This is a genomic window from Fibrobacter sp. UBA7003 (genome assembly GCA_002449765.1).
Lineage (GTDB): Bacteria > Fibrobacterota > Fibrobacteria > Fibrobacterales > Fibrobacteraceae > Fibrobacter.
In genome coordinates this window covers 54989-68760 of the sequence record DJXN01000008.1, presented here as the reverse complement: position 1 = coordinate 68760, position 13772 = coordinate 54989, and the positions used below count along the sequence as shown (strand labels likewise).

The 13772-nt window shown below is 48.7% G+C and carries 8 protein-coding genes; 2 read left to right on the top strand and 6 right to left on the bottom strand.

Annotated features, from left to right (window positions below; translation table 11 throughout):
• Positions 1-24: 24 nt before the first annotated feature.
• The 3 genes from B2952_RS05845 to B2952_RS05835 all read right to left on the bottom strand — a co-directional run bounded on the left by B2952_RS05845 (position 25) and on the right by B2952_RS05835 (position 5559).
• Positions 25-3246 carry a type ISP restriction/modification enzyme gene (locus B2952_RS05845; protein ID WP_290735243.1) on the bottom strand — a complete coding sequence of 1074 codons (3222 nt, stop codon included), beginning with the start codon at positions 3244-3246 and terminating at the stop codon, positions 25-27.
• A 366-nt stretch (positions 3247-3612) separates the two neighbouring features.
• Entirely contained in the window at positions 3613-5046 is a 1434-nt protein-coding gene (locus B2952_RS05840; RefSeq protein WP_290781533.1) for a hypothetical protein, read from the bottom strand.
• Positions 5047-5127: 81 nt separating this feature from the next.
• Positions 5128-5559: a hypothetical protein gene (locus B2952_RS05835; RefSeq protein ID WP_290735238.1), complete on the bottom strand. Its 432-nt coding sequence runs from the start codon at positions 5557-5559 to the stop codon at positions 5128-5130.
• A 127-nt stretch (positions 5560-5686) separates the two neighbouring features.
• On the opposite strand from B2952_RS05835, the gene B2952_RS05830 reads away from it, so the two are divergent.
• Positions 5687-5986: a hypothetical protein gene (locus tag B2952_RS05830; RefSeq protein ID WP_290735236.1), complete on the top strand. Its 300-nt coding sequence runs from the start codon at positions 5687-5689 to the stop codon at positions 5984-5986.
• 52 nt (positions 5987-6038) lie between these two features.
• Here B2952_RS05830 and B2952_RS05825 read toward each other — a convergent pair whose 3' ends face one another.
• Positions 6039-6692 carry an SIMPL domain-containing protein gene (locus B2952_RS05825; protein WP_175549808.1) on the bottom strand — a complete coding sequence of 218 codons (654 nt, stop codon included), beginning with the start codon at positions 6690-6692 and terminating at the stop codon, positions 6039-6041.
• Between the two features lie 214 nt (positions 6693-6906).
• Here B2952_RS05825 and B2952_RS05820 point away from each other — a divergent pair, with 214 nt between their 5' ends.
• A complete protein-coding gene (locus B2952_RS05820) occupies positions 6907-7716 on the top strand; it encodes a KilA-N domain-containing protein (RefSeq protein WP_072798892.1) in 810 nt (269 codons plus the stop codon).
• A gap of 59 nt (positions 7717-7775) precedes the next feature.
• On the opposite strand, the gene B2952_RS05815 is transcribed toward B2952_RS05820, so the two are convergent.
• Entirely contained in the window at positions 7776-10598 is a 2823-nt protein-coding gene (locus tag B2952_RS05815) for a T9SS type A sorting domain-containing protein (protein WP_290735232.1), read from the bottom strand.
• A 155-nt stretch (positions 10599-10753) separates the two neighbouring features.
• Complete coding sequence (locus B2952_RS05810; protein WP_290781531.1) at positions 10754-13660, bottom strand: carbohydrate-binding protein; 2907 nt, start codon at positions 13658-13660, stop codon at positions 10754-10756.
• Between the last annotated feature and the right edge of the window lie 112 nt (positions 13661-13772).

Sequence of the window (13772 nt, the reverse complement as noted above, 5' to 3'; positions counted from 1 at the left end):
GCATCCTTTTTTGATAAGACGAATTTATCCCGCAATTTCATCAAGATTCTGCATCAACTTGTGAGTTTCGATAAGGATGGCGATGATTTTACGGTAGTGAGAGATGTCGTCGTAGGTAAGGGTGCGGTTCTTGCGGTCTTTGAGCCACTTTTGGGCGGGTTGGTAACCGCCGATGTAGAAATTCCAGGCTAGTTCAGGAACGTTTGCAAAATACTGCGTCTTGTTGATGTAGACCTTTCCCTTTTCAAAACGAATTTCGCTCACGGCATTGTCGCCTTCGATGTCGAAGGAGGTCGCCTGCGGAGGAATTTCTTCCATCAGGTGCAATTTGCGGAGTTTATTGCCGATGGAAACGATGCGTTCGAATTCTTCTTTGTTTTCAGGGAAAGGAATACGCGGGAAATCGATTTTCAGAAATTCCTTGTATTTTTCACGATAGGACGGTGTATGGAGAACGCCATAGATGTAATCAAAAATCTGTTCAGGAGTTGTAATATGCGAATTGTCATTCTGAGCGTAGTTCCCTGAGCTTGCCGAAGGGAACGGAGTCGAAGAATCTAGGCATGCGTCGATTTTACGCCAAATAGTTTCATCTAGATTGGGCTTGCGTGTTTCGCCGAGTTTTTCTTCACCTTCGGTAGGGTAAAGATAGAGAGGGAAAACATTGGCCGTAGCATTCATTGTTTCCAATATGTGAGAATCAACAATATTTCGACACACAAAATACTGTGTAATATCCTCAGATTTTATTGTTTTATTTGCAATCAAGGCGCAATTACTTACATTCAGCAGATTTCGCATCAATGAATGTCTAGGATAGCTCATTATCCCTTTTGAATTTCCTGTATAGTTTGCGAACCGTAAATCAAATGGCCGATAATCAATAGTAGTCAACAAAACCGTTTTTTTACTCAGGTCTTCTTTTGCAAAAGAAATCTTCCAATCTCGAGAATCTTTAAAATTGTATTTTGATTGAATTTCAGAATGGTTCAAATTCAAAAAATCTTTTTTTAAAATATTACACTCTTCTTGTGTGAATGCAATAGAAGCTTCATCTCGCTGAGTTACAATTCCTTTAGCAAAAGTATTCATCAATTCATCTATTTTAAAACCCTTCTCGTATTCAATCTGAACGGAAAAATCTTTAGGGACAAAGAAATATTGTGGTGCTTGCGGAGAGAGTTCTTTCCAAGGAATATCGCTGAATGATGTTTTAGCCAGAAAAGCGTACTTTTCAAAACGTTTGCCGAAGAGTTCATAGTGATAAACGCGGGCTAGAAATCCTTCGACTTCGCCCTTACGAGCTTCGCTCAGGATGACGCCCTGTTTTTTCTTAACAAAGATGTTAATGCTTACGCCTTGCATGATGTCGAAAACATTTTCATCTTTGCCACCATCAAAAGCGGTTTCTTTTTTTCTTGTGTTTCCATGCAAATCAAGAATGTAGATTTCATCAAAAGTTTCCATCAATGCTTTTCGCATTTGTCGGTGGATGATTCCATCTATAAAACTGTTGTTTGAAATATATGCGAGAATTCCTTCGCCATTCTTTTCTACATAGTAATGGCCTAATCGAATGAATTTGATATAATCATCCGAAAGCGGCTGGATATTTTTCTCGTTTAAATTTTTCTTGTAGGTTTCCGATAATTCCTGAATCCAAGCGCCTTTATTGCTACTGCTCACGCTATACGGCGGGTTGCCAATCATCACCATCACGGGAGTATCGCGCTTGACAAGGTTCGCCTCGCTCGCTTCTTGCGCAAGCCATTGTGCAAACAGCGTTCCCGTGTCATGGTCACATTCTTCGAGGGAATTGGTAAGGAATATGCGGAGTCTCTTGTCCTGCTTTGCCTTGTAACCCGTCTGCGCCAGCACCATATCTAATTTCAAGTGCGCAACGGCGTATGGAGCCATCATGAATTCAAAACCGTTCAAGCGTAGGAGTAAATGCTCTTCTACATAGTTTTGCCAAGCTCCCTTCTGGTTTTCCATGCCAGAATATATCTTACGGACCACTTCGGCAAGGAATGTTCCCGTTCCTGTTGCAGGGTCGAGAATTTGAACCTTATGGTATTCTCGCGTTTCGTATTTCTTGTGGTCTTTGGTGCGATTGTCCGTATACAGGTTCGAAGTTTGTCGAATCGTCACCTTGCTTGTGTCGGCGAGACCATCACTCAAATTGAAGCTGGATTTCAAAATTTCATCGACAGCATTGACGATAAAGTGAACAACGGGTTCGGGCGTGTAGTAAACACCGCAAGCCTTTTTCTGCTTAGGGTCGTAATAGCGCAGAAAATCTTCATAGAAGTGAATCATCGGATCGGCCTGACCAGTAGCCTTTCCAAAATTTTTCATGACCTTCGGCATGTCCGTCACCCGGAATGTTTCTGCCAGGTCATCAACAATCCATGCGATGCTTGTATCTACATCGAATGCGGCAACATTCTGGAAAACTTTGCGCAAGAACGGATTTGTCTTGGGAATGAGTGTAGCCGCTTCTTCTCGACTGAAAGTGTCGGGAGTATCGTCATGGAGCCTTGCTGCAAACATTCCATAGCAGATTGTCTGTGCGTAAATATCGGCAAATTGCCGTTCCGTCAAATCGTGAATCAACACTTTCTGGAAAGATTTCCATTGTCCCGCCAACTCACCTGTCTTTTCGCTATCAGTTTCGAGAGTCTTCTCAATCACTTCGGCAAGGAGGCGCGCCTTGGCGGCCATCATCTGCGCTAATTTCGTAGAACTCGTTATCTTCTGCGGCATTGATTCCGCGAGATGCGCCACCATTTCCAAAAACATCGGGACATTGGTGTCTATCAGCGCAATCTTATTTCCTTTGATTTCTGCGATTCGGATGCTATTGACAAATTCACCGTTTTCATAAAGATGAAAATCAAGGTAATCCGTGAAAAGGATATGGTCTAGCGAGTTCTTATAGCGGTTGAACTGTTCCTTGTGCTGGCGGTTGCCATCCAGGTCACTATCGCCAATGTCTTTAGCCTCTACGAAGGCAACAGGAATCGATGTTGCTCCTTTCCCTTTCGCGATAATGTAATCCGGCGCTCCGCACTGGATTCGGCTGGGCTCGTTCGTGATGGTGAATTTGGGGAGCAAGTCGCCAAGCAGTTTCGCAAGTGCTGGGCGGTAACTGTGTTCGGTCGCCTTGCCCGTAGAAAACTGCTTGGAAACCTCGTCGATGTATTGTGCGACGGCTTGAATCTTGCTCTTGTCCAAATCGGCCATGGCGGCTCCAACGTTGCGAGATCCGCTCTACTTGACTTACGATTTACCCAATAAAAAAAGGGCGCGAAGTTGCCTGCAAGTTACTGTGTTTCGAGGCTCTAGCAAAGCCCAACTTACCAATAACTGCAAACAACCCACGCCCCAATTGGGACGTGAGCAGTCTGCCCTATTCTCGTAAGTTGTGAAACTGCTAGATTTCGAAACAGAGATTAGAGCAAATACTCAAAAATTCCGGTCGCTCCGAACCATTCGGTACGGGGCTATTTATCGTGCAATATAGATTATTGGAATGGCAAATATTGCAAAAACCGACCCTAAGGGGCCGGTTAACGCAAATATATGGCTTAGCCGAAACAGCCCTACGGGCTACAAGAGACTTTTTATTTCTTCGACAACCTGATTGGGTTCAGAATCGATGTTCACAAACCGGATATTCCGTCTTTGGATCTCGGCCGCATCGCATTTAGATTCCACACCGGCACGGCAAATCGCTATATCCCTATAAGGAATGTAGATGGGAATAACTTCACCATTCGCAAACAGCGGCCTTGCTTCTAGGAACATCTTTAACTGAGGAAGATATCCCTTTAAGTACTCAAATATCCGCTCGTGACGCTCTATTTCCCATGAGTCACCGTTTGATTTCATTTCAATAGCCATCTTTTCGGCATCTTGGCAAACAGAAACTATTGTTTTACAGACAGGCTCCGCCGAAGCGTCAAACAGATTGTAAACTTTCGACTCGCATACGACACCAGGCAAGCCCAAATAGCACTGAACCGCATTTATATGTCCTGCCTTCGGAAGTTTCTTGAGTAGATTATACCAGCCCTTCGCATTGTCATATTCAGAGAACTTTTGATAAAGGCAGAACTTGTATAGGGCATAGTTATCGCGAATGAACTTGGAATAATAACCACCCGTAGCCATTATGATATCCATCGGATGGAGCGGAATATTTTCGCGCATGGCGACACCCACCCGCGATTCACTTTCTAATGAACAATGTCCATAGACACGTTGCATTTCTGACCAGTCCAAATAGCACTTGACATCACCACGTTCAAGGGCCAAATCCTCAATATAAGGCCCACACGATATGAAGAACGTTTCCTCCGTATAGTAGCGTTCGCAAAGACGCATGAGAATCCCTTTTAAGAACTCGAATGTCGCCGATTGTCTTTTGGCAAGAAGTTCCTGAACATAAACCCACAGGTAGTTTACATTTTCTTCGATATCAATGTATTCTTCCTTATCCCAAATCGCCTTGGCCTGGTGGTAAAAAGCCTTTTCTTCGGGCAACATGGCACTTTCCGGCGTATGCGGCAAGGATATAGGGACTTTGTCTTTTACAAGACTTTTCCTTATCTTGTAAACCCGATCATCCATTATCGCGAGCAAATCACGATAGGCCTTATGGGCTTTCTTGAATTTTGGGGTTGCCTTTTTCCAAAAAGTATTTTCAAATTCTACTTGTTCTTCTGTGGAGAGCCTATCTGTATAAGGGATTCCGTGTAAATCTATAATTTCATATGTAAACCCTCTTACATTCCACAAATATTCGTATAGCGCATCTGTTTTAACCTTAAGTTCCGAGTCATTCTGAACAAGATCATTAACAACATCTCGGCCATCGTTAAAGTATCGTTCCATATTATTGATGCGTTCTTCCATTGCCAAATCGAACTGATACAAATCAATGACACAATCTGAAATCTGATAAAGAATGGCTGACCAAAGATTTTCAGGAACGCTAAGCAATTCCTTTTTTTTCTCAAAGCAATATGCCAAAGAGCCCATGCACCAAACTAGGGATGCCCTATGGCGATAGAAATCTCCAAATCTATTAATGTATCGTTTGTCCATATTGACCAGCCTTGCTTAACCGTTATCGACGCTAGTATTTTTCCGTTCTTCTTTGCGTCTTTCTTTCCACATGAGCATAATGACCATAAACAATAAGCACAAACAGTAGCAAAAGAAAAATAGCGTTCCAAAGTTTTTATCGAATTTACAGTCGAAAATCGAATTGATGGCGATAGATATTATTATAGCCTCTGCAAATGCACCTAGCGAAGCCGCCAACAGACCAGCAAACATGTCTGTAAAAATATCAGAGAAGAAACGGAGAACATAAGATATTCCGACAAACACAAAGATTGAAACTCCCATATACACACAATCGAAATCAAGGCAGAAATTTTCTACAAACAGCACAGCAATAAGCAGGACTGCCGCCACTATGGCTATAATTCTGCTCTTTTGACTTGCCCGCATCGACAATTTAAGATTTATGATGTTCCGATCTGACATAAGGCGCCCTTACTGCAAAAATAGGAAAGAACGCAAATTCAGTAATATACTAATCCAAATACCAGACTGTTTCAACATTGACTTTCTATAAAAAAAGTGGTATATTAGGGAGGAAAGGTGTTATTTTATGAAACTCATCAGTACAGATTTCTCTAATTTGGGAGAAAAGACCATATACGATTTTGGCGATGACGAAGCCATTGATGAACTTTTGAAGGAGCATAAATCGACTAGAGAACATATTACACGCGATTTTTTCGACACCGCAGATTCGATGGTGCGCTTTAATTGGATGCGTGATTTAGCTAGTATGCTACTGCATGTAGACCCGAATGCGAAAAAATTTTTCAAAGCAGTCGAAAAAGAACTTGACAAATACTTCAAGCATCGCGACAAAATGTTTACAAAAGGCATCATCATAGATTGAATATTGTTGCCTTATTGATTTTATCAACAATAAAATCAATCCTCTATTTTGTCTAATCCAAATACCAGACTGTTTCAACAGTATCTCCTGCTTCAATATCATCAGGGGTATAATCAACAGATTGCGAGCCGGAACTTTCTGCTAAATCAGCCACCATGTTATAATCTTCCCGACCAACATAAACGTCAATGCTACGTCTGGAGTAATCGACACTTACGATACCGCCTAGCTTATGTCCAAGCGTCATGGCGATCACCTCGGCTTTTTCGCGGGCATCCTTGACTGCCGATTCGAGAATTTGAAGCTTGACATCGTGAGAATCTTTCCTGATAAAAGATATGTTCACTTCGAGTTCAGGCCACGCGGCTCCCAAAGTCGACATAACCTTTGATGTAAGAACACTATCCAAAGGCAACTCAATAGAGAGACTTTGATTCAAATGATATTCGACAAGCCACCGGACTTCCTTGCTAATCCATTCCCGATGTTTACTTATCGAGAAATCTGATGTCTTAAGAGATTCCTTCGGAATATTCAGCTTTTCAAGAGCATCCCTCAAACCTTTGTTACCTAGGGAGGCCTCGTTATATGCCTTTTCATAGGAATCGTGCTTGGAATCTATAGAAAAAGTGAGTCTCGTGGTGTCCGGAGAGATTTTGACAAAGCCCGTCCCCATAACTCTAATAGTTTTCTGATTCTGTTCCATAATAGCCTCCATTTGGTTATACCACAAATATATATTCATAAACTGTCATAAAATGACAATTTATATTTTTTCAAATCTCGTTTCAAAAAAAAACGAAAATCTCTTGACATTCACCCCTTGTGGAGTTATATTTATTAGTGCACAAACGTTCTAGTGCCCAAAATTTCAAACACTACGGTTTTTACGCTTGTCCGTAGCAAAAAAGGAGTAAAAGATGAAACGAATAAACGTCATGAACCGTGAAATCAAAACAATGCTCGTTAACGGCGTCGATTATGTCTGCATTACTGATATTGCTCGGCAAAAGAATCCTGTGGAGCCTAAGGATGTTGTGAAAAATTGGATGAGGTCAAAAAATACAATAGAATACTTAGGTTTATGGGAAATGTTGAACAATCCCGACTTCAAAGGGGTCGAATTCGACCCCTTTTTAAAAGAAGCTGGTAGCCATTCGTTCACTATGAGCCCTTCTCGATGGATTGAAGAAACTGGTGCAATTGGACTCATTTCTAAAAATGGTGTTAACGGCGGGACATTCGCACAATATGATATCGCCGTCAAATTTGCAAGTTGGGTTTCTGTCGAATTCGAATTGTACTTGGTTAAGGAGTTCCAACGCCTCAAGGCTGCGGAACAAGCTCAATTAGGATGGTCACTACGTCGTGAACTCTCAAAAATCAACTACCATATCCATACGGACGCCATCAAGCAGAATTTGATTCCGGCAACACTTACAAAGCAACAGATGAGCATGGTTTACGCAAACGAAGCCGATGTTCTAAATGTTGCTTTATTCGGATTTACGGCTAAGGAATGGCGCGATGCACACGCCGATTTGCAGGGCAATGTCCGCGACTATGCGACGGTAAACCAGCTTATATGCCTTTCGAATATGGAATCGCTGAATTCCGTCCTGATCAAGGAAGGCTTGCCGCAGCCAGAACGATTGCAAAAGCTGAACCAGATTGCGATTTCGCAGATGACAGTACTGGAATCTATCGGAGAGAACAAGCTTTTGAAATAAGAAAGCCTAGGCTCGTTTGAGCCTAGGTTTCGAGGATGCGTGATGTATTCTTTTGCGGTTTACTTGCGCATGACCTTGATGGTCTTGTTCAGGCGGGAACCGTCGCGGGCCATTCCGCGGACGTTCACTATATAGACGCCCCTGCCGAAGGGTTGCAGATCCACCGAAGCAGTTCCGTCTGCGGTCAGCACATTCTTGCCGAGCATCGGATTTCTGCCGCTCAGGTCCGTCACGCGGATCTGTGCATTTGCGGGAATGCCGTAGAGGCGCACGATGTTATCCGAAACGGTGTAGTGGAAAATTTTCACAGGAGAGAACGTCGCAATCGAAGTCGTCGAAGAATCCGTTGCCGTCGAATCGTCCGCGACAATAGATGTCGTATCGTTTTCATCCTGTTCGCCCTGCGAGGCGTTCAAGGCTAGGCCCTGCGTCACGCCGATGTAGCGGCTAAAGGTATCGCCCGCGTTGTCCTTGAGCGTAAACTGCACGTAGCCCGCACCTGCAAAACTGTCGGCGAGTTTCACCGTCAACCTGGAACCGCTCACGGTCGCCGTCACGCCGCTCGGGGCCGACACGGTGTAAATTCCGCCGTCGTAACCGCGGGTAAACTGCGAAAGGTCTATCACCTGGGTTTCGCCCTTCGCGAAGGTGTAGTGCGCGCGGGCCATCCATTCCAGGTAGCGTTCCAGTTCCGTCCAGCCATCGCCCAGGCGGTCCCTGTTCGCTTCGCTAAAGTCACCGCTCTTCGACTTCGGATTGTACCCGTACATATTTTCCCACCAATCCGGAAGCCCGTCCAAATCGCTGTCGTAGTCGTCGGCCCGGATTTCGCTCGGGTAAGGTTCCCAGCCCTTGATGTTCGCCGTATCCTTCACGTCGGTTTCGCGGTCGGGAATACCCGCCATGCCACCCACGGAGCCCTTCATGCTGTAGGTTCCGTTCTTGGTCTCGTTTATCACGCGGGTGTCATGATTGTCAAGTACCGGCATGCGCTGACCCACATCGCTCAGCACATCCTTGTAGGCGGCCTTCGCGCTCTGGACAGTCGCATACGAGGCAAAGAAGGGCTTGCTGTTCCATGGTTCCCAATCCAGCACCTGCCCGCCGGAAAGCGAATACTCGCGACCGCAATTGTCGTTGGTGCCGTCGCAGGTGAACTTGCCGCCCGCAGCCTCGAGAATATTGTTGTGGTAGTAATACGCCTGCGAGCCCTTGCCCGTACCTTCGAACTGCGCACGCAATGTATAGCCATGCAAGGTAGTGGCGGCGCCCTCCTTGTAGTAATTGCCCACGAAGTTCACCTCGTGCGCACCGCCATCGGTCACGCGGCTCACCCAGTTATAGACAACGTTGTTGAATATGTCGAGGCGACCCGCATAGTAGCCGTTCCCGTCGAGGCCACCACCCAGGCTCCAGTTGCGGCCCGCATTGTGCGCAAGCAGGTTGTGGTGGAAACTGCCGATATCGCCGCCGATAGTCGCCGCATACCCGTGTCCCGTCCCGACGGGGTAATTCTGGTGGTCCGCAATGTTCAGCGCTTCCGAAATCAGCGTGCGCTGCAGCGTAAGGTTCTTGCCGCCTCGGCTACTAAAGGCTTCGTCAATCGTCCAGCTGATACTCGCATGGTCCAATATGCTGTGGTCGCCGCCGGTGAGCCCCATACCGTCGTAGGTGGCGCCGTAGCCCAGGCGCACGCGCATGAAGCGGATGACCATGTCCTTGCCCGTGAACCCGATGGGGGCGCTCTTGATGGTAATACCCTTGCCGGGAGCCGTCTGCCCCGCAATCGTCACGTAATCCTGATTGCAGACCAGGCGCGATTTCAGCTGGATCATGCCCGACACCTTGAACACGATGGTACGCGGGCCAATTTCCGCCGTGCACGCCTCGCGCAAGGAGCCTGCACCGTCATCGTTCAGGTTCGTCACGTACACCACCTTGCCACCGCGGCCACCCAAGGCGTTGCGGCCATAACCTTCGGCACCTTCGAACGCGACGCGGCCCGGCTTGAACGACCAGACATTCCCTGCCGTGACCGTTCCGTTCGCATCGACCTCATCTACGCGCCAGTAGTATGTCTGGAGCGGAGTCGTACCGCTCACCTTATACGAACTGCCGGATTGTTCACCCTTGTAAATCGCAGTGCTCGAGGGCGTTGCCGCAAGCACAGCCGCCGAATCCGTCCCGAAATAGACGCGATGCTTTACGGCCGACTTCGCCGCCGTCCACGAAAGCGTCAGCGCTCCGTTTTCGTGCGGAGCGTGATAATCCAGATCCGCAGGCGAAGGCCCTGTCGCCTGTGCCGCCGCATTGGGCACGTCCAGTTCAAAGCCGTTCAGGGTAACCGTGCCCGTATTCAACTTTATCGCGGTCGAAGCACCCGTACCGCTTACATTAAAAGTCACGTAGGCAATCGCCGCCTCGCCTGTCGAGAGCGCACGATTCGTGGGCTTGACCGACGCCTGCTTCGAGTTGTTCACATAGACATCGATGCTGTTGCTTGCCGCCGTCCCATCGACATTGTTCAGGTACAAAAGGAGGCTGTGCGTTCCTGCCGCAAGATTCGAGAAGGTGAGCGTAATCGCCCCGCCGTTTTCAACCATCACGCCATCGCATACAAGGCGCGCATAGCTCGGGGACTGCACCCCGGCCTTGTACCAGTTGGCCTTGAGGTTCGCGCTTCCGGCGACATTCACCTTCACGCCCGAAAGCGTCGTATCTTTCGAAGCGACACCCGAAACCACCCAGGGCACGTAATTCGGTTCCGTAACCTCGCTCGAATTGCGGCCGCTCATGTCAAAATCGACCCTGATGACGGGCGATGCGGCAAAGGCAAGCGCCGCCGAGAGGCCCAATACGCGAATAGAATTCAAACATCCCATACAAAACTCCTTTCTGCCCACAAAAATACCCTCGGATTTGCTCCGGGGGTAGGATAAAAGAAATTTCCAGTTGTCCGCGGACTACGGCGGGCACCTGCGGTGCAAAAAAAAAAACGCCCCGGCTTTCCGCCGGGACGTATCGTTTAGTTAGGAAACTACCGTTCGACTCTTACCTGCACCGCATTCTGCATCGTGCGACCATTGAACTTGACACGGACCATGTAGACGCCCTCGGGGAGAGCCCTGATTTCGCGGGACAAGTCAGACGCTCCTGCCGGAACATTTCTTGCAAGGCGCGCCACCTGGTGGCCAGTCATGTCAAAGAAATCCACCTGGGCATACCCCGATTCGCGGGCAATCAGCGTACCATCTGCAAGATTCAGGTGTATTCCGGCAGCAACGCGAATGTTACCTGCAAAGTCGTCTTCTGCGGTGTAATCGCCACGGGTAAGTCCCGTCGTTCCCGAAGAGTCTCCCGCGACTTCAGCGCTCAAGGTGTCTATCGCCGAGAGTTGCGTTGAATCCTCAAAAAGCACCACGCCTTCGACATCAAAACCGATCTGATCGATGTTCGGTGCACCCGCCTCTTCCAGCGATTTCAGATAAAGCACATTCAACCCCTTCTGGAGCGAAACACCCACCGAGACGCTATCCCAGGTATCCCAATCGGCAGTGGGCTTGAACGTCAGCGAACCGACCAGGTCTTCATTCATCTTCACCATAATGCGACGCGTATCCGTTTTGCCGTGGGCGTAGCGCAGCACCATCGTTGCATTCTTGTATTCCTTCGGCGAAACCAGGTGGTAAATGCCGTAGCTATCGAGACTGTTTTCGAAATCGTAGAATCCCGTGCCGCGGAAATTCTCGTGATTGTCGGCAAAGGCTCCCTTTGCATCGGTCGGTACCGCCGCCTCGATATCGCTCCGAACCATAAGAGGAGCAGGCCCCGATTCCACGACACTCAGGATGGTGAATTTTCCGTTGCGAGTCGCTTCGCCAAAGTCAGCATTCCCGCCTTTCGTCGTAATCGTATAGGTAAACTCGCCCTCGACAACGGGAGTCCCGCTAAAATAGAGCGATGATGTCGTCGCATTCCACACGGCCGTCACGCCTGCCGGGAGCCCGTCAACATTCGCCCCGTCCGCATGCTGGATCGCGAAGGTGAACGGGACAATCGAATCACCCTTCACAATCACCTGGCTCGAACTACCTGCGCCCTGCTTGACAATCGCGGCCGCCTTCGGCGTGTTGTCGCCTATCAGCACAATGTCCGGCTTCGGGAACTTGCCCTTGTTGCCATGCAGCCAAAAACCCAGATGCGGCGGCTGGTTGTAGGCGGTATTCTGCCAGCTCATGCCATTGCGGTAAACCGGGTCGTGCGCAAGCGTGTACATGCGATGTTCGGTAGGCGCGGTCGTCGTGTAAATGTAAAGCTTGGAGGCTCCATCGTGCAAGATGACTTCCTCGCGCCAGTCACCCAGAATGTCACCGCTGAAATTCGGTGTCGCCTTGGTGGTATTGCAGCTGTTGCCCTGCATCTGGAAAAGCGTATTGCTCTGTTGCTTTGCATGGTCCCACTTGCTGATAGTCGTATTGTCCAAAAGTTCGTCAAGCAGGTCACCATCCCAGTAGATACGGAAGTTGTAGGCGGGGCGCTTGTCGGACTTCCAGATTTTTCCCTTAGCCGTATAGGTGTTCCAGTTTGCAGCAGACCAGAGCTCATGTCCGCGGCTGTTGGAATCAACGTCGCCCGCGACACCGCGCCCGTTATCGCCCGAACTGGTTTCGTAGAAAAGCACCTTGCCAGTACGTGCGTCGTGCAAGTTGTAGCCGTAGGGCTTTTCCTCGTGGACCTGCCAAACCTCGAGGCCCTCGTTGTCGGGGTCCAAATCGCCAAAGTGGATTGCATCACCGTGACCGTAACCTACACGGTACATGAACTTACCATCGTGATCGATAGCGCAATTACCCTGCATGATTTCATCAAATCCGTCGCCATCCACGTCACCCGCCGAAAGGTTATGGTTTCCCTGCCCGTAGCATTCCTTGCCGCTCGTCGCCGAATTGTGGTACCAGCGCTGCGTCAGCGATTTTCCGTCCCAGTCGTAGGCCGTGAGCGCCATGCGCGTGTAATAGCCGCGCTGGAAAACCATGCTCGGTTTCTTGCCATCGAGATAGGCATTTGTCGCAAGGAAGCGGTCGACGCGGTTCCCGTAACTGTCTCCCCAGCTCTTTACCGTACCGCGCCCTGGATTATAGGCGACGGTCGCCATTTCAAGTCCCGTTTCGCCGTTGAAAACCGTGAGGTATTCGTCACCGGTCAGAATGTATCCACTCGAATTGCGGTAATCGCTGGTATGTGCCGCATTGGCCGCTGCGCCCTTGCTCAGGTACTTTCCGCTGGCATCCTTCGTTCCCGGCGCTGTCTTTACGGCAAGTTCCGCCTTGCCGTCGCCATCGTAGTCACCCACGAGCATCTGCGTGTAGTGCGCCCCCGCACGGATGTTTACGCCCAGATCGATGCGCCAAAGTTTTTTGCCGCTCATCTTGTAACAGTCAATGATGACGTTGCCCGTCTTTCCCTTCTGGGAATTGTCCTTGGAATTGCTCGGATCCCACTTGAGAACCAACTCGAACTCGCCATCACCATCCACATCGCCCACGGCAATATCATTGGGACTGTAGGTGTAGTCGCTACCGCCTGCAGGCCTGTCCAGGTTCACAGTCAAGAACTGCTCGCCCCAAACGGGTACGGCATCGTCAGATGCAAGTTCCTTGCCGTTTATGACTGCCTTTACGGAATACCTGCTCGAGGTTGTCCCTTTCGCGTCGATATAGTTGCTCGCCTGTGTCCCGCTGAGGCTCGCGATTTTCTCGCCATCGCGGTACAGGTTAAAGCCCGTCTCGGAGCCATCGGTCCCAAGGACGCGCCAGCTGAGGAACACGCCCCCGCCGGTCTTAACCGCCACAAGCCCGCGGTTCAGCCATTCCATCTGGCGAGCCGCCTGCGACATGCCCACTCCAAGCGCGAGCGAAAGCCCAAACATCCACAACTTTTTCATCATCCAATCCTTTTTTTGAATTACAGGCCCCCGCACCACCGGGAACCTGCACCTATAATATATCTCCGGCACTCCAAATAGTACCTTCACCACCACACTTCCGGTTGTCCAT